This is a genomic window from Streptomyces sp. NPDC091282 (assembly GCF_044757385.1).
Classification (GTDB): domain Bacteria; phylum Actinomycetota; class Actinomycetes; order Streptomycetales; family Streptomycetaceae; genus Streptomyces; species Streptomyces gramineus.
Map to the genome: position 1 here is coordinate 42,209 of NZ_JBIVUX010000005.1, position 14,999 is coordinate 57,207.

A 14,999-nucleotide genomic window follows, 5' to 3' on the forward strand; every position below is an offset into this window, starting at 1 on the left:
GTGGAATTCCTGCTCTTGGGGCTCCTGGCTGCGTTGGTCTGGAAGCTCTACCAGTGGAAGCGAAGTCCGCAAGACGCCCCTCTTCGCTCGGTCACTCTCTGCCTGCTGTGTGCCGCGATCTCATACCCCGTGGCGATGCCCGGCGGTGCGTCCGGCGTCGACACTGTCGCCGGCCACGGGACGGCGAAGCTGATCCAGAATGTGCTGCTGCTGCTCGCGGTGTACTTCCTGATGTGCTTCTACCTCTTCTCCGCTGCCGACGAGGACGCGGGCCGGCGCAGGGCTCGTACGGAGGCCGTCGTCGTCGCGGGCGTCGCGGTGGCTATCACCGTGGCTGCCGAGTCTGTGCCACACGAGGTGTTCGCCGGATCCTTCAGTACGGCGGACATGACAATTCCGCAGATCTCTTTCTTCTACGGCGGCGCTGGCCTCTACCTGATGTACGCCCTCAGCATGGCGTGCCGGTGGACTCGCCGCTATGCCCGCATGTCCCGGCGCCCTCATTCCACTGGGCTCTGGATGACCGCCGCGGGTCTGGGCGCAATGGCGGTAGCCTGCGCGATCCGCGCAGTCATTGTCGCCGTTCGCGCGGCAGGCGTAGAGGTATCCGAACCGCTGATGGCCGCCGTCGCCTTCCTCCTGGTGGCGTCCGTCCTCACGTTCGCGGCGGGCATCACGTACTCCGGAGCCCGCGCCCGGATCTCGTCTCTGCGCCTCTGGCTCCGCCACCGGCGCGATCACCGTCGCCTTGGTCCGTTGTGGGAGCTACTGGCAGAGGCCTACCCGGACAACGTGCTGCGGCCGGCGTCTGCGGCGGCCCTGGACCGGTGGCGGGCCCGCGGCGTGCACCGGCGCTACCACCGTCGCATTGTGGAGTGCCGCGACGGCTTGGTGGACATCAGCCCGTACCTGCTGGATGAGGGCGACGACGGCACGGTCCTCAACATCGACTCCGCTGAGCTTGCCGCTCGGCTCCGCCGGGCCTCCGCCCGGATCGAGAAGGGCGTTCCCGCGCCCCGCCGCGCGGTTCCCCTCGCGATGGCGCTGGGCAGCGACCGCGAGTCCGATGTGAAACAACTGATTGCGGTATCCGACGAACTGCGCGCAGCCGCATGACCTCGCACGATCAAGGAGTCACGATGCTGATTACCGGTGGACGAGTGCTCGTCGACTCGGGGACCTACCTGGAAGACGGCGCCATCCTCATCGAGGACGAGTCGATCGTCGCCGTCGGGCCACGCAAGGAGATCGAGGAACGGGCCGGGGCCGGCGTGCCCCGATTCGAATTCGGCGGAACCGTTCTGCCCGGCCTCATCGACGCCCACGTGCACTTGGCCTTCGACGGCGGCCCCGACCCCGTCGCGACCCTCCAGGGCTCCACGGACGATGCCCTCTTCGAGGACATGCGTCGTCGCGCCGAGCAGCTTTTGCGCAGCGGCGTCACTACGGCCCGAGACCTCGGGGACCGCGGCGGACTAGCTCTTCGCCTGGCGACCGAGATCAACGACCGCCGCACGGCCGGACCGCGGATCGTGTCCGCGGGCACCCCGGCCACCACCCTCGGCGGCCACTGCCACTTCCTGGGCGGCGAGGTCTCCGGGGAAGCCGAGATCCGCGACCTCGTACGGCGCAACCTCGCGTCCGGGGCAGGAGTCATCAAGGCGATGGTCACTGGTGGGGGCCTGACGAAGGACGGCCCCAAGAGCCACCAGAGCCAGTTCTCCGCAGAAGAACTCGCCGCCCTGGTGGAGGAAGCCCACGCGGCGGGCGTACCCGTCGCGGCCCATGCGCATGGCGCCGACGGCATCGCCGCAGCCGTTGAGGCGGGCGTCGACACCATCGAACACTGCACTTGGATGTCGAGCGACGGCCTCGACTTCCGGCCCGACGTGGTCCAGCAGATCATCGCGAAGAACATCACCGTGTGCCCGGCCGTGAGCCCACACTGGCAGATGCTCCCCAAGTTCTTCGGCGAGGAGCGTGCCGCCGCCATGTTCGACCTGGTGCGGCAGATGGCTGAGGCCGGTGTCCGCTTGATCGCCGGAACTGACGCGGGCGTTCAGCGTGCGGGCTTCGACGGCTTGGTTCCGGCGCTGGGGTTCTACTCGCACCTGGGCCTGTCGAACGCCTCGATCATCGACATGGCGACGTCGCAGGCGGCCGATGCCCTGGGCCTGGGGGACGTCACCGGCAAGGTCGCTCCTGGCTTCCGCGCGGATCTCCTCCTGGTCGACGGTGACCCGCTCTCAAATCTCTCCGCGCTGAGCGGAGTCCGGGCCGTGTTCGCCTCAGGCCGGCGCCACGAGCCGACCAGCAGGGGCGGCCGGTAGGGATTAAACGCCAGTGCCGTGCTTCTGGCACGTGCACGACCCCGTGTATGGCAGAACGACTTCCACCGGCTCGGCCGATGTGACAGTACGTGTGCCAGCCCCCGACACGACACGCTATGCCCGCGGAGCGGGATCAGTGAAGCGGCGCCGGGATAGAACTGGGGTCGGGTCCTGTCCAATCGCGGACGGCACCGCACCCAGACGAGCCGGCGAGTCCCGGCGGGATGTGAAGGGCACGAGTATGGCCAGCGGCACCGTGAAGTGGTTCAACGCAGAAAAGGGCTACGGATTCATCGAACAGGACGGCGGCGGACCGGACGTGTTCGCGCACTACTCCCAGATCTCCGGCAGCGGGGGGTACCGCGAACTCGTCGAGGGCCAGCATGTCGTGTTCGACGTGACTCAGGGCCCGAAAGGGCCCCAGGCCGAGAACATCGTCCGCAGCTGAGTTCATCAGTAGACAGTCAGCACAGTACGAGGTGGCCGGAGGTTTCGGCCTCCTGAAGACGTGAGGCCAGGTGACCAGGCATGAGGTCCCTGGCCCCATGTACGCCGGCGGACGCGTCCAGTCCATCTTGGCGCCAGCTGCGTCTGGGCAGCAGACTGTCAGTGGCTGCTCGGGGCCTTTGGCCTGCACAGGCTAGAGTGTCGAGATGAATACTCTGGGTGACGATGACGGGCTGTTGAGGGATGTCCGCCGGACGCTTGTGCGTGCCGGGTTCGATCTGGCGTCGTCCGACGAGGACGCGGATGGCCTGCGGGTGCGTCGGGAGGCGGATGCCGTAGACGTGACGTGGGAGCCCGGATCCGGTTTTGACCCTGCGGGTCGGCTCCAGGCAGGGAACGAGGGCATGCGCTCGGCTCTGCGTCACGCACTGACGGTGGTCCTGGTGCAGGCCGGTCATGCCGTCCAGGTGGGTCCCTTGACCGGCGAGGTACAGGTCAGGCTGGTTTCCTGATCCCACGGTCGTGGATCCCGTGAGCGTCATGCGGCGGGTGCGTGTAGGCGAGGCGTGTGTGGCCACTCGTGCATGGGTTGGGACAGCAGCCCCTGGGTCCCTTCGCCGCCGCGGCGGCGAAGAGACACCGCCTGCGGCGGGTGCGAAAATGTGAAGACGGGGGGCTGGCGCCGTTTTGGCGGGGCAGCTGTTCCTATGGCCCTGTCCCCGGTTTCAGAGGACTCTGTCATGCAGCCACCGCGTGAACCGTCCGCACCGGACGATCCTCAGAACGAGGAGAAGATGGCCCGACTGCAAGAGGAGAACGCGCAGTTGCGGCAGGCGGTCGATTCCCACGCGGTGATCGACCAGGCGATCGGCGTGCTCATGGCGGTGCGTCGGGTCCCCCCGGCCGACGGGTGGCACGTGCTACGCGAAGTCTCACAGCACGCCAACGTCAGGCTTCATGCCGTCGCCGACGAAGTCACCGGCTGGACCCTGGGCGAACGACCGATGTCGGCGCCGGTTCGTAAAGAACTGGAGGCCGCCCTGCAACGCTGGCGGCTCCGCAACTCCTACTGCCTGTCCCAGGAGAACGGACATGCGTGACCCGGGAGTGGAAGCATCCGTCAAGGACGCAGGCCGGGCGCGGTAAGTGCGCGGCGCACAATGGCCGTTCCGGTCCGTTCGTGCTCGCGACCTGAGCATCACGGTTACACGGCTCTCCCGTATCAGCCGTACGGGGGGACACAGACTGAGTGCCACCCGCAAGCACATGGTCTCCATCAGGCAGTCGTGCCAATTAGACCGGGGCCGGTGTCCCGTGTGCACGCCGTCCGAGGTTAGGTCAGGGGCAGCACAGGGAGGGGCCCGCCGGTAGGCCGGGCCCCTCCCTGTGCTGCGGCGGGGGGTCAGATACCCCGGTGGGTCTCGTAGTAGCCGCCGACCTGCTGGTGGTAGCCGGCGTCACCGAGGTGCTTGTCCTTGTCGAACTCCGGGGAGTCCTTGATCTGGTCCTTGGTGAGGCCGACGTAGATCTTGCGCTCGTCCGGGTCGACCGTGCGCACGGTGCCGGCGGGCAGCAGGACGTGCTTGCCGAAGATCCACACTCCGGTGTCAACGACGAGGTAGGCGGAGTCGACGTCGTCCGAGTGCTTGTCGACCTTGCCGATGCTGCCGTCGGTGGCCTCGACCTTGTAGCCGGTCAGGTCGGTGCCCGCGGTGTAGCCGGTGGTCGGCTGGTAGCCCCAGATGCTGTCACTCATATTGCACGGCTCCCTTGCAGAGATTCGCTACGTCCCACAGCTATACCGCGGGTTTGCTTTTCCGGAACGCCTTCCAATAGGTGACGTTCCCTCAGAATGCCGGGTGCCCCCGGCTTTCGCGGCTCACACCTTCGCGTCCTGAAAAGACGGGACGACCGGAGACGGCGTACTGGAGGCCGTGGTTCCCGGCGTCACGGCCGTCTCCGGCCGTTTACTTCCCGTACCCCGGATCGACAGGAAAACCGCTCCCCTCACGACAGCAGCACCAGAACGCCACCAGGGGGGTCCCGACGCGTTGGCGCCGAGACCCCCCTGGTGGATGGGCTGTTGGGGGCCGCCTACCAGCGGTACCAGCGGCCGCGCTTGCCGCCGCTGGTGGGACGGATCACGAACCCGAGGACCCACACGATCAGCACGATGACCGCGATCCACCACAGGGCCTTGAGTGCGAAACCGGCACCGAAGAGAATCAGAGCAAGAAGAAGAACAAGCAGAACGGGAACCATAGTTATCAACCTCCGGGCCGTCGTGTGTCCCGCGGATCGCTCTCCACTCCCACGGATCCGATAAAGGTTTTATAACCCCGCCGGCTGCGACTGACGGTGCGGCAAGCCCTCAGGTTTGGAAATGCCGCCGGGGGTCACCCGGAGGGCGTACTTGAATCCCGAGCGAGGCAGGAGTGAGTGGCTGTGGCTGCGGACGAGAAGGCTCAGGCCAAGGGCGAGCAGGCCAAGGGCAAGGTCAAGAAGCTTGCCGGCGGCGCAGTCGGCAACGAGCGCCTGAAGGCCGAAGGGAAGGCCGAGGAGTCCAAGGGCGACCTGCGCGCGGCCAAGGAGAAGGCCAAGGACGCGATCAAGCCCAAGTAGACCGCACCACTACAGATCCCGGGCACCGGTAGGTGTCCGGGATCCGTGCTGTCCGCCCCCTAAGAACGCAGCCCGCTGCATGCGGCCCACTCTGACGTCCCAGGTTCACGACCGCGGACGGCGCGAGCTTAGCCATTGCTGCCTGGGTCGGCCCTTTCGATGACCTCGCTGGCGATCTCATTCAGGATCGACAGGACATCGGCCGGCAGCCCCTCGGCTCCCATCCCGCGGGCACGGACGCGGCCGACCTTCCCCTGCTTGGCCGCGTACATGAGGCGAAGCCCTTCATAGACCTGCCTGGCCACGTCCTCGTTCTGCTCGAAGTAGAACTTCGAGACGTCGAAGAACTTGGCCAGACCTTCGAGGACGACGGGCAGCGGGTCGTCCTTCGCACCCGTGCGCAGGTCCTCGATGCCCGCCGCCGACGTGACCGCGGAGCCCGCGTAAGCGTTGACCGCATCCGCGATCTCCTGATCTCCCGGCGAGGGGCGCCCCGGGTAGGAGCGCTCCAGAAGGAGGGTGATCTTCTCGGCCAGCGTCTCCGGCACCTTGTCGGCCTCGGCGACGACCTCGTCAGGCTCTCCGAAAGACCGCTCCTGGGCACGCTTCAACTCGTCCTCGGTCACCCCGTAAGCAGCCGCCAGGAGAGGGATGTACCGGTCCTTGAGCCGCCGGACGCCCTGTTCAGCTCCAGACACCGGGCCATCGCTCTTGGTTCCGATGATCGCCCTGGTCTCGTACCGATAGAGGCCGGCGTCGCATCGCAGGTCCATCAGATCGGGCGAGCCGTCGCGCGGGAAGAGATCATCCAGGTCTCGGTTCAGCGCCCTGGCGAGAGCAGGCAACTTCTCCTGGTCGGGTGTCGTAGCCCCCGACTCCCAGCCCGCCACGGTCGAGTCCGCAGCACCGAGGGCAGACGCCACCTCGGTCTGCGGTACGTCGGCGGCTCGACGTACCGAGCGCACGCGTTCTCTGTCGAAACGGCGAGCTGGCATCGGACCTCGTTTTTTGTGTGAACCGAGGAAATCTCGGACTGTTGACTTTTGATGCGAACCAAGATAGCTTCATCTTAGCGAAAAACGAGGGGGTTCGCACCCCTCTCAGCTTTCGCCCACCTGCGGTTCCCATCGTGAACCGGTCCGGTGGAGAGGGGATATCGCGCAGCACTCGGGCGCGGCTCTTCCCCTGAAAACGCCACCGGCGTCCGAGAGTTCGCAGCTCTCGGACGCCAGACAGCTCGTGATTCGCCGCCCCCGACAAGGGCGCTGGTCACTCGCACGGCCACTCCGTGTCCTTTCGCATGGCACGACGGAGCGGCTTACCACATAGAGGAGTGTCGCATGTCCCCTGCTACGGACTGCAACCCGAAGGTGGAGATCCCTTCGGGCCCGGCCGAACGGCTGGCTGCACAACTGGCGTCCATGCTGCCGGAGGCCGCCGTCGTGCAGGTACGCCTTCAGGGGCCTCAAACCCTGTGGCCCCACCTTGGCCTGACGGCCGTGACCGACCGAGGTCGTCACCTTCGCGTCCCTCGGGCCAAGGCGCTCACCATCGCCCGGTGGATGATCCGCTCGTTCCCCCATGCCGGATGGGCGGCCTCGGGCGGACACGCCTTCGACCTGCGGACGGCTCAACTGCGCGGGCTGGACGCGTGATGGCGGCCGCGGCACCGGCGATTGCCGGACCGGCCCTGGACGTACAGGGACTCGTAGCCGTGGTCGACCTCTTGGCTCAGGCCGGCGGCCTGGACGCCCTGCTGGGCAACCGGGCGACGGATTCCCGCGACAAGCGTCTGCACATCGGATACAGCGAGGCTGCCGAACGGCTGAACATTCCGGAGAAGTGGCTGCGTGAGCGCATATCGACGCTCCCGCACCGGAAGTTCGGGAAGTTCGTTCAGTTCACGGAGGATGACCTCCACGCAATTTCCGATATGCACTTCGTCAGCCCTGGTTCTAAATCCCAAAGGGACGATGAGTCGGCGCTGATGGCGCTTCAGCCCTCAAAGCGCTCTCGTAAGCGTTCCTGATCTCCTCTCGCGCCCGACTGTCACCATTTGCGGCGCTGCGAACATCGCGAGATATCAATGAGCATTGACATATCAGGCCTCATCGAGGCTGCACACCAGGGAAATTGGCTACCTCTCATAGAGGAGTCTAAGAAGGCTCCGGGGAAACACTGGGCCGAATCGGCTCGGTGTACGAACCAGGACATCAACATGTTCGTGCCTCTCGTAGACGGACCACGAGAGGACCCCGACGTGGTGAAAACCAAGCTGGGAATCTCTCTCAACCGTCCGCGTAATCTCTGCGGGTCATGCCCGGTGGCCGTCGCCGCCCGATGCCTGGTGGAATCCCTCAAGGATGACGACGAGTACGGAATACGAGGCGGGCTTTTGGCCTCCGAGCGCTCAGAGTTGCGGCGCGCGTGGCAGGACCGGGACACCGAGAAAGCCGTGGAAGGCGCGCTCCGAGGATGCACCGCACCCCTGACCAAGCTTGCTAGGGAAGCCGTGATCGCCCGCTTCGCTACCGATCCCTCCTTCGACGCGGCCGCTGTCGCGCGCGGGCTCGGAGTAACGCACGAGTACCTATTGAAGCTCGCACGTCGCTACCGAAAGTCGCAGGCCGAACAAGGCAGCCCCTCGCTCCGAGTCGTCGCCTGAGTCCGCTCCCGAAGAAACGATCCTTCCGCACGGCGGACCCTGCGTCCACGGAGTTCTCCCCCATGCTTCAGAACAACCCCTCCGGACTTCGGCCTGTAAATATCTGCGCCGCGATCCGCGAGATTGCACCCTCAGCCGCACTCGTGCGGGTTTACCCCCAGCGTCGGTCTGTTACCCACCTCTTCGAATCGGACTTCTACCGCATGCTCATCGACCGCAGGAGCGAAGAAGAAGTGGCCCGCGTAATCAGGCGCGAATTCGGAAGGCTCGCAGACTGGCGCCTAGCTCACGATTTCTACCTCCCAACTGAAACGCTATACCTCGCTCCGGAGCCACACCAAAACGGTTACATCCCGGAGGACGACCACTCTTTCGGCCTCTCCCTCCACCGTCGAATAGCGGTAGCTGGCGGTGAGCGTTGATGAGCGACATAGCAACGGAACTGATCTGGTCGCAATCAAAGTCGTGCAGGGGATCACGCCTCGTCATGCTGGCGCTGGCCCGTGAGGCGGACGACAACGGCAAGGCCACGCTGACCTTGGACGAAATAGCCGGACTCACCCGCCTGACACCTCGCTCGATAACGAAATGCTTGGGGGAGCTGGCGAAACTCGGGGAACTCAGCCACGAGCGGGGAGGCGGAGCCTCCAACCCCAACACCTACTCGATACTGCTGTGCCAGGCGGGCGACCGCACCGGTTCAGAGAAGAAACTTCCCACTCTCCGCCCCGATGAGGGTAACAACTTCCAGGAAGTTACCTCCCAGAACTCCGCTTCGGAAAGTGGAAGCGGGAAGTTTCAGCGCAAAAATTCGGAAGTTTCTTCCTCGCGCACGCGTGGTGGTAATACTCCCTACGGGAGTATTACCACCACCAAAGAGCAAGCTAGCTTGCTGGGACCGCGTCGAGAGAACTTCATCGACAAGCAGGACTCCGTGAAGGTTCCCGACGGAGCGAAGGACCTGGTAACAGCGATAACGGGCGCTGGAATGCTCGTCGGCTGGCGCCTGACCGAATCCGAATGGGACCGGGTAACAGCTCTCGCAGCGCGCTGGGGAATTGAACGTCTGGTCGAGATGGTGGCGCGTCGATGGAACGCCGACCGGCCGCCACAGTCCGCCCGCTATCTGCTGCGAATCTGGGCGGATCTCCCGTCTCACGCTTCTGCCGCCGTCCCACAAGGAAATGTCGTGCCGCTGCGCCGACAGTCCGCAGGCTGGATCCCCTTTCAGAACACCGCAGCCCCCAGCGCCTACCAGAACGGATTTTGAGCATGGCAGAGCCGGAACGCGCGGGCAGCGCCAGGTCAATGCGCGCCATGGAACGAATACTCGCTGCGAAAGGACTTCAGGTCGTGCCGGACTCCAACCCTGCCGACGAGGTACCGGAAGAGAACCCCGGAGACCTCGAATGGCACAGCCGGGCTCGGGCCGACTATGCGCTGAGCCGCTGGCGGAGGGCGACCCCTCCCCGGTTCCGAGACGCGGAGGCCACGCTGCCGGAGGTCGTCCAGTGGGCCGACCGCGCCCTTGCGGACAACGCCACCGCCGGTGCTCTGCTCCTCACCGGCCTCACGGGGACGGGCAAGACGCACCAGGCGTACGGGGCCTTGCGAAGGATCGCGGCCGGCGCACCGGATCGCTTCGAGCTGATCGCCGTGAACTCGGCGGACATGTACGGCAACCTGCGGCCGTCACAGGTCATGGGCGCCTCGGAACACGAACTGCAACGGCTCAGCCGGGTCCAGTACCTGCTCCTCGATGACCTCGGTACGGCGAAGACCTCGGAATGGACCGAGGAAGTCACGTACCGGTTGATCAACTACAGGTACAACCACTGCCTACCGACGATCATCACGTCCAACCTTCCGGCTCGCGACGAGAACGGGCCGGACCTGAGCGACTTCGTCGGGGCGCGCGTGGCGAGCCGCCTGGCGGAGATGGTCACGACCCTGGTGCCGATGATCGGCGCCGACCGGCGTCGTGGCGGGAGGGCGGCCTGATGCCCGTCCGTCTTCGCGGAGCCTCCCGCGATGCCGCCGCACTGTCCACAGCCTGTGCATATGTCGGCCCGCGCAGCCGGTACGCGAACCCCTTCACGGCCGGGGTGCGCTCCCCGCTCGGTTCTCCGATGGACGGCGCGGAAGCAGTGGATCTCTTCGCCGCCACCCTCCGGGGCCCGGTAGGCCGCCACTACGCCGCTCGCTTCGCCCGAGCGCTTCACGGGCTCGACCTGATGTGCACATGCGCCCTTGACGCTCCGTGCCACGCAGACGTCCTCCTCCGTCTCGCCAACGAGTCCGGCGACGGAACCGCACTCCGCACCACCGATCTTCTGGAAGGCCCCCGATGAGTCACCCGATCATGTTCGCTGCGGCCAAGCGGCTCACCAGCGCGGAAGACCGGCGCAAGACCGCTCGGGAAGCGGTGTTCCGTACCTGGGGTCCACGGTCGATCACGGCCGCGTCAAAGCACGCACGCACCCTGTTGGGGGATGCCGCAGTCACGCTCGACTGGGAGGTGCTGGGCCTGCTCAGCTTTGAAGAGCACCTGCAAGCCTTCGCTTCGCTCGCCACGACCGGGGGCCAGCACCTGGAGCTCTATTACACCGACCAAGGCGGCACGGAACGGCTCTCGCTGCGGGTCTCGTGCGTGAGCTGCCCGAGTCAGCACGTGCACGAGGTGACGTCCCTGGAACAGCTCGGACAGCTCCTCTCGCAGACCCCGGCCTGGCAGGACATCGCGCCCCGCGAAGGGGGCAACCTCTGATGTCGCACACGCACATAGACACGACGGCGGGAACCGAACGGCAGGGCTACAGCCTGCGCGGTATGACGGCGTGGGATCGTAGCGCGATCATCCTGCTCGGCGCGGCCGGCTTCGCCTTCTCGTACGACGCCCTGCGTCAGATCGCCCTCGCGATCCACGCAAGGGAGAACCTGTCCTACCTGTTCCCGGTGTTCATCGACGGGTTCATTGCCTACGGCGTGCGCGCGATCGTTCTCCTGCGTCACGAGCGGTTCGCCGCGCGGTTCTACGCGTGGGTCCTGTTCCTTTCGGCGACCGGGGCGAGCCTCGGCGCGAACGCTCTGCACGCGATCACGCTGAACGATTCTCCGGCGGCCGGACGGTCCGCGCTGCACTTGGCGGACAGCGTCGTGGGGGTACTTTCGATGCTCGCGCCGCTCGCGCTGGCGGGGTCGGTCCACCTCTACATCCTGATGGCGCGGACGGCTGAGCGGGCGGTCCCGGACGGGAAGGAGACCGGTCCCGGACCGGTCCGGAAGGAGACTTCGACGCTCGAACGCGTCGCGGTCGAGCCGGGTCCTCGTCCGCTGGAGTCACCGGTGCAGACGGTCCGCCAACCGTTGCCCGGCGGTCCGTCCGCACTGGTGCAGTCCACCGCAACCGCAGTTGACCTGCACAAAGGCGCGGTTGAGCCCAAGGACCATGCGCACGCTGCCGGTACGGCGGTCTTCCCGTCCGCGGAGGCGGACGGCGGGGAGACGGACGGCGGGACTGCGGACGGACCGGTTCCCGCATCGCCGGGCCACGGTCCGACCACCGCCCCTTCGCCAGCCACCGATCCATCCGCTCCGGCGGCGGTCCGCGACGCTGCGGACGGAGAAAAGCCGTCCGTCCCGGACGGCCCGGAGGGTTCGCAGAACCGGGAGACGGACGACGACTGGCTGACGGATTTGCTGCCGATCGCACGGGCCGCCTGCGACCGGGCCGGACGGATCAGCCGTGAGGTTGTCGGCGACGCCGTCCGCAAGCATCAGGCGATCAGCAACGACCGCCTTGGTGTGCTGCTGACCCGGCTGAAGGAAGAGGACGACGAGGGGGCCAGGACACCCGCCGCCGCCTCCAGCGCCCTCTGGTGATTGCATCTCATGACGGGCCCGGGACCTGTGCGGCTTGTGCAGCGCAGGCCCCGGCCGGCCCGCTTGATCAGAAAGGAACGACGATGTGGTCTCGCCGACGCGACCGGGCGGAGGACGCCGTCCGCACCGATGCCGCACGGGCAGCGTCCGCGCTCACGCTGCACCTCCAGGACGGAGGCGGTCTTGTGGCAGTCCAGGTGCGCGGCCTTGCCCTCACGGCCGGTGAAGTCGCTTTCGCTGACGTGTCGTGTTCCGCCGCTCGCTTCTACGGGACGGACATCGAATATCCGACCTCGACCGGGTACTTCGAGCACCACCCGACCTTCGGCCGGCGCTGGGTGACCAACCGGCGCCTCGACGCCCGTCGGCGGCAGGAAGCGGAGGAGGCAGCCCTCCCCCAGTGGCGCGATCACACCGCGGCCCGAGTGGTGCTCACCTCGGCCGGGGTGCGCCTCCTGCCGGTGGGCGCCCGTGAGTGGATGCCCTTCGACCACGCCCTCCTAACCGGCGTCACCGCTGAACCGCCCGTCGTAGTGCTCTCATACAGCACGTGCGCGCCCCTGCTCCTGTCCGGCCCGGCCACGCCGTGGCTCGGCGTAGCGATCGAGCACCTGCGCCACGGGGCCGCGTAGGCAGCAGAACCTCCATCGGGACGAAAGCCGGAACTTAATTCCTAGAATTAAGTTCCGGCTTTTTTCGTGATTCGAGTTGTCCGCGAACTCCTGCAAGGATTCAGGCACGGCCAACGCCACAGGGCGCTTTCCGGCCGTAGAGATAACTCGTGATCTCGCCCGAATCTCGGAAGGGGCTGATGGCCTTGATATGAGTAACGCGCTCGACAGCTCAACCGTCTCGCAGATGCGAAACACGGTCGAACCCTTCCGCAGATGAGACAGGCGAATAGAGCTACACGCTCCGGCCTGCTTTGCGATTTCTCCGGCATTCGCCGGTAAAGCCCGCAGGAGGAATCCCCCCTTCTTCCTGCGAAGGAGCGGTGCGGCCCTCCGCCCCCGCAGGGCCGCACCGCTCGCTCTTCCGAAATCCCATGCACCAAGGTTGTGGTCCCCGCATGCCTCGATCCACCCGCTTCATACCCATATCAGCCGCGATAGGAGTGGCTGGTTCTCTGGCCTTCCTGTCGACCGGCTGCTCCAGCTCAGCCAACGACACCTCCGCGGCCCCGACCGCGTCGGCACCGCCGCAGTCCGTCTCGGCGGGCATCCTCGACACGGCGACGCCGTACAGCGGCGCTACCGCTTCCACCTCACCTGCCCGACTCCCGCACGACGTTGAGCGGGCCGCGCGGGCCTTCACCGTGGCCTACGCAGAGCACGACGCCCGCGACGGCGCAGACAGCTCGTACGCCGAGGCCGGCGCTCGGGCCGCCCGGCTCGCCTCGGGGGAACTCGCGGGCGTACTCGCCCAGAAGCGACCGAGCCAGGACGCCGCCTGGGCCGCGCTGCGGGCCGAGAAGGATCGCCAGACGGCCAAGATCACGGCCGCCGTGGTCCCCGACGGGGCACCCGCGGTGACAGCCTCCTCCGCTCTCGTCCGCGTGAGCTACACCCTCACGACCACCCCCAAGTCCGGGCACCCGCGCAGCAGTAGCGAACAACTCGCGCTCCGCCTGGAGCACACCTCCACGGGCTGGCGCGTCACCGCCCTGCCCTGGGCGTGACGGGCCGCGATGAACAAGGGCACGCAAGCGGGCCTGGGACTCGTCACGGCCGGGCTCATCACCGGTGTCGCCATGCTGACCACGTTCGGAGGGGCCGACAGCGCCTCCGCGCAAGGGGCCGGTCCGGGAGGCGGCATCACGACGGACGCCCCCGTGCCGGGCTGGGTCCGTGAACTGATCAACAAGCACGCGGGCGAGTGCCCGCAGGTCACAGCCTCGCTCCTGGCCGCTCAGCTCTACACGGAGAGCCACTTCGACTCGGGCGCAACCTCGCCCGTCGGCGCCCTCGGCATCGCGCAATTCATGCCGGGGACCTGGGCCCAACACGGCAAGGACGGCGACGGCGACGGGATCAAAGACGTCCGCAATCCCGCCGATGCCATCGCCGCGCAGGCCGCCTACGACTGCACCTTGGCCGACGAGGTCAAGAACGTACCGGGCGACTCGACGGACAACATGCTGGCCGCGTACAACGCGGGCGGCGGCGCGGTGATCAAGTACGGCGGCATCCCCCCGTACCCCGAGACCCGCGACTACGTCCGCAACATCCGCTCACTGGCGTCGAAGTGGGCCGACGCCGTCCGCCCGGACGCTCCGGCCGGCAAGGGCGCCGCCCGCGCGATCTCGGCCGCGAAGACTGCTCTGGGCACTTGGTACCAGTGGGGCGGCAGTTGCGTCATGCCGTACAGGGGCATGGGCGGCTGCGACTGCTCCTCGCTCACCAAGATGGCCTGGTCAGCGGCGGGAGTGAACTTGCCGCGCACCACGTACGACCAGGTCCACGCAGGGACCGCCGTCAAGGCCGTCTCCCAACTCACTCCGGGCGACCTGCTGTTCTCCGTACCCGGCTCCGCCGGGCCTGAGCACGTCGGTATGTACATCGGCGGCAGCCAGGTCATCGACGCCCCGCACACCGGCGCTCAGGTCCGGATCAAGCCGCTCTCGTACTGGAAACCGCAGATCATCGCGATGCGGCACGTCGGCTAATCACGCCTAAGCATCTCAAACCATTACTTACATCACTAAGGGGCTGAACATGCATAACCTTCTCTCTGCCGCATCCGATCCCTCCCTGCAAACGACCCTCGCCGCCGGTGCCGATGTCGTGTCCGGCGTGAAGCCGGACTGGGGCCCCTTCAGCAAGCTCGGCGGCACGGCGAAGGTGATCCTTGGCGTCATCGCGGCTGTCGTCCTCGTCGTCGGTGCCGGTGCCTTCCTCGCGGGTGTCGGCAAGTCGAAGGGCTGGTTCGGTGAGGGCCACTCAACGATGGACAGCTCACGCGGCAAGGGCATGATGGTCGGCGGTCTGACCTGTGTCTTCCTCGTGGCCAGCTTCGGCACCATCTTTGCCATCACGTACAGCATGGGTGTGTGA

The 14,999-nt window shown here is 66.7% G+C and carries 21 protein-coding genes; 18 read left to right on the forward strand and 3 right to left on the reverse strand.

What is annotated here, in order from left to right; genetic code table 11:
- The 5 genes from ACIQOE_RS23435 to ACIQOE_RS23455 all read left to right on the forward strand — a co-directional run bounded on the left by ACIQOE_RS23435 (position 1) and on the right by ACIQOE_RS23455 (position 3,877).
- Entirely contained in the window at positions 1–1,116 is a 1,116-nt protein-coding gene (locus ACIQOE_RS23435; RefSeq protein ID WP_401413453.1) for an MAB_1171c family putative transporter, read from the forward strand.
- Between the two features lie 23 nt (positions 1,117–1,139).
- Positions 1,140–2,330 (forward strand): amidohydrolase family protein, encoded by a 1,191-nt coding sequence (locus tag ACIQOE_RS23440; protein WP_401414200.1) that lies wholly within the window; start codon positions 1,140–1,142, stop codon positions 2,328–2,330.
- 241 nt (positions 2,331–2,571) lie between these two features.
- Entirely contained in the window at positions 2,572–2,778 is a 207-nt protein-coding gene (locus ACIQOE_RS23445) for a cold-shock protein (protein WP_392076635.1), read from the forward strand.
- Between the two features lie 205 nt (positions 2,779–2,983).
- Complete coding sequence (locus ACIQOE_RS23450) at positions 2,984–3,289, forward strand: hypothetical protein (protein ID WP_401413455.1); 306 nt, start codon at positions 2,984–2,986, stop codon at positions 3,287–3,289.
- A gap of 228 nt (positions 3,290–3,517) precedes the next feature.
- The gene (locus ACIQOE_RS23455; RefSeq protein ID WP_401413457.1) at positions 3,518–3,877 is read left to right on the forward strand and encodes an ANTAR domain-containing protein; all 360 of its coding nucleotides are present in this window, start codon (positions 3,518–3,520) and stop codon (positions 3,875–3,877) included.
- Between the two features lie 302 nt (positions 3,878–4,179).
- Here ACIQOE_RS23455 and ACIQOE_RS23460 read toward each other — a convergent pair whose 3' ends face one another.
- On the reverse strand, positions 4,180–4,533 hold the full coding sequence (locus tag ACIQOE_RS23460; RefSeq protein ID WP_399013449.1) for a PRC-barrel domain-containing protein: 354 nt from the start codon (positions 4,531–4,533) through the stop codon (positions 4,180–4,182).
- A gap of 338 nt (positions 4,534–4,871) precedes the next feature.
- On the reverse strand, positions 4,872–5,039 hold the full coding sequence (locus tag ACIQOE_RS23465) for a hydrophobic protein (RefSeq protein WP_351313579.1): 168 nt from the start codon (positions 5,037–5,039) through the stop codon (positions 4,872–4,874).
- Positions 5,040–5,222: 183 nt separating this feature from the next.
- On the opposite strand from ACIQOE_RS23465, the gene ACIQOE_RS23470 reads away from it, so the two are divergent.
- Positions 5,223–5,399, forward strand: coding sequence for a CsbD family protein (locus ACIQOE_RS23470; protein WP_401414202.1), 177 nt, complete (start codon positions 5,223–5,225; stop codon positions 5,397–5,399).
- A 128-nt stretch (positions 5,400–5,527) separates the two neighbouring features.
- Here the strand turns inward: ACIQOE_RS23470 and ACIQOE_RS23475 are convergent, their stop codons facing one another.
- Positions 5,528–6,394, reverse strand: coding sequence for a helix-turn-helix domain-containing protein (locus tag ACIQOE_RS23475; protein ID WP_401413459.1), 867 nt, complete (start codon positions 6,392–6,394; stop codon positions 5,528–5,530).
- 345 nt (positions 6,395–6,739) lie between these two features.
- Here ACIQOE_RS23475 and ACIQOE_RS23480 point away from each other — a divergent pair, with 345 nt between their 5' ends.
- The 12 genes from ACIQOE_RS23480 (at position 6,740) to ACIQOE_RS23535 (ending at position 14,999) form a co-directional block, all read left to right on the forward strand.
- Positions 6,740–7,054, forward strand: a complete 315-nt coding sequence (locus tag ACIQOE_RS23480) for a transcriptional regulator (RefSeq protein WP_401413460.1) — start codon at positions 6,740–6,742, stop codon at positions 7,052–7,054.
- Positions 7,055–7,113: 59 nt separating this feature from the next.
- Entirely contained in the window at positions 7,114–7,428 is a 315-nt protein-coding gene (locus ACIQOE_RS23485) for a hypothetical protein (RefSeq protein ID WP_401413462.1), read from the forward strand.
- A 57-nt stretch (positions 7,429–7,485) separates the two neighbouring features.
- Positions 7,486–8,064 carry a WhiB family transcriptional regulator gene (locus ACIQOE_RS23490; RefSeq protein WP_401413464.1) on the forward strand — a complete coding sequence of 193 codons (579 nt, stop codon included), beginning with the start codon at positions 7,486–7,488 and terminating at the stop codon, positions 8,062–8,064.
- A gap of 421 nt (positions 8,065–8,485) precedes the next feature.
- Positions 8,486–9,334 (forward strand): hypothetical protein, encoded by an 849-nt coding sequence (locus ACIQOE_RS23495; RefSeq protein ID WP_401413466.1) that lies wholly within the window; start codon positions 8,486–8,488, stop codon positions 9,332–9,334.
- A gap of 83 nt (positions 9,335–9,417) precedes the next feature.
- A complete protein-coding gene (locus ACIQOE_RS23500) occupies positions 9,418–10,065 on the forward strand; it encodes an ATP-binding protein (RefSeq protein WP_401413468.1) in 648 nt (215 codons plus the stop codon).
- Entirely contained in the window at positions 10,065–10,415 is a 351-nt protein-coding gene (locus tag ACIQOE_RS23505) for a DUF4326 domain-containing protein (RefSeq protein ID WP_401413470.1), read from the forward strand. Before ACIQOE_RS23500 ends, ACIQOE_RS23505 begins: the two co-directional genes overlap by 1 nt.
- Positions 10,412–10,831, forward strand: coding sequence for a DUF6195 family protein (locus ACIQOE_RS23510; protein WP_401413472.1), 420 nt, complete (start codon positions 10,412–10,414; stop codon positions 10,829–10,831). The genes ACIQOE_RS23505 and ACIQOE_RS23510 overlap by 4 nt, the downstream gene beginning before the upstream one ends.
- Positions 10,831–11,946, forward strand: a complete 1,116-nt coding sequence (locus ACIQOE_RS23515) for a DUF2637 domain-containing protein (protein WP_401413474.1) — start codon at positions 10,831–10,833, stop codon at positions 11,944–11,946. Before ACIQOE_RS23510 ends, ACIQOE_RS23515 begins: the two co-directional genes overlap by 1 nt.
- An 83-nt stretch (positions 11,947–12,029) precedes the next feature.
- Entirely contained in the window at positions 12,030–12,578 is a 549-nt protein-coding gene (locus tag ACIQOE_RS23520) for a hypothetical protein (RefSeq protein ID WP_401413476.1), read from the forward strand.
- Between the two features lie 482 nt (positions 12,579–13,060).
- A complete protein-coding gene (locus tag ACIQOE_RS23525) occupies positions 13,061–13,624 on the forward strand; it encodes a hypothetical protein (protein WP_401413478.1) in 564 nt (187 codons plus the stop codon).
- Between the two features lie 9 nt (positions 13,625–13,633).
- Positions 13,634–14,611, forward strand: a complete 978-nt coding sequence (locus tag ACIQOE_RS23530; protein WP_401413480.1) for an NlpC/P60 family protein — start codon at positions 13,634–13,636, stop codon at positions 14,609–14,611.
- A gap of 49 nt (positions 14,612–14,660) precedes the next feature.
- Positions 14,661–14,999 carry a hypothetical protein gene (locus ACIQOE_RS23535; RefSeq protein WP_401413482.1) on the forward strand — a complete coding sequence of 113 codons (339 nt, stop codon included), beginning with the start codon at positions 14,661–14,663 and terminating at the stop codon, positions 14,997–14,999.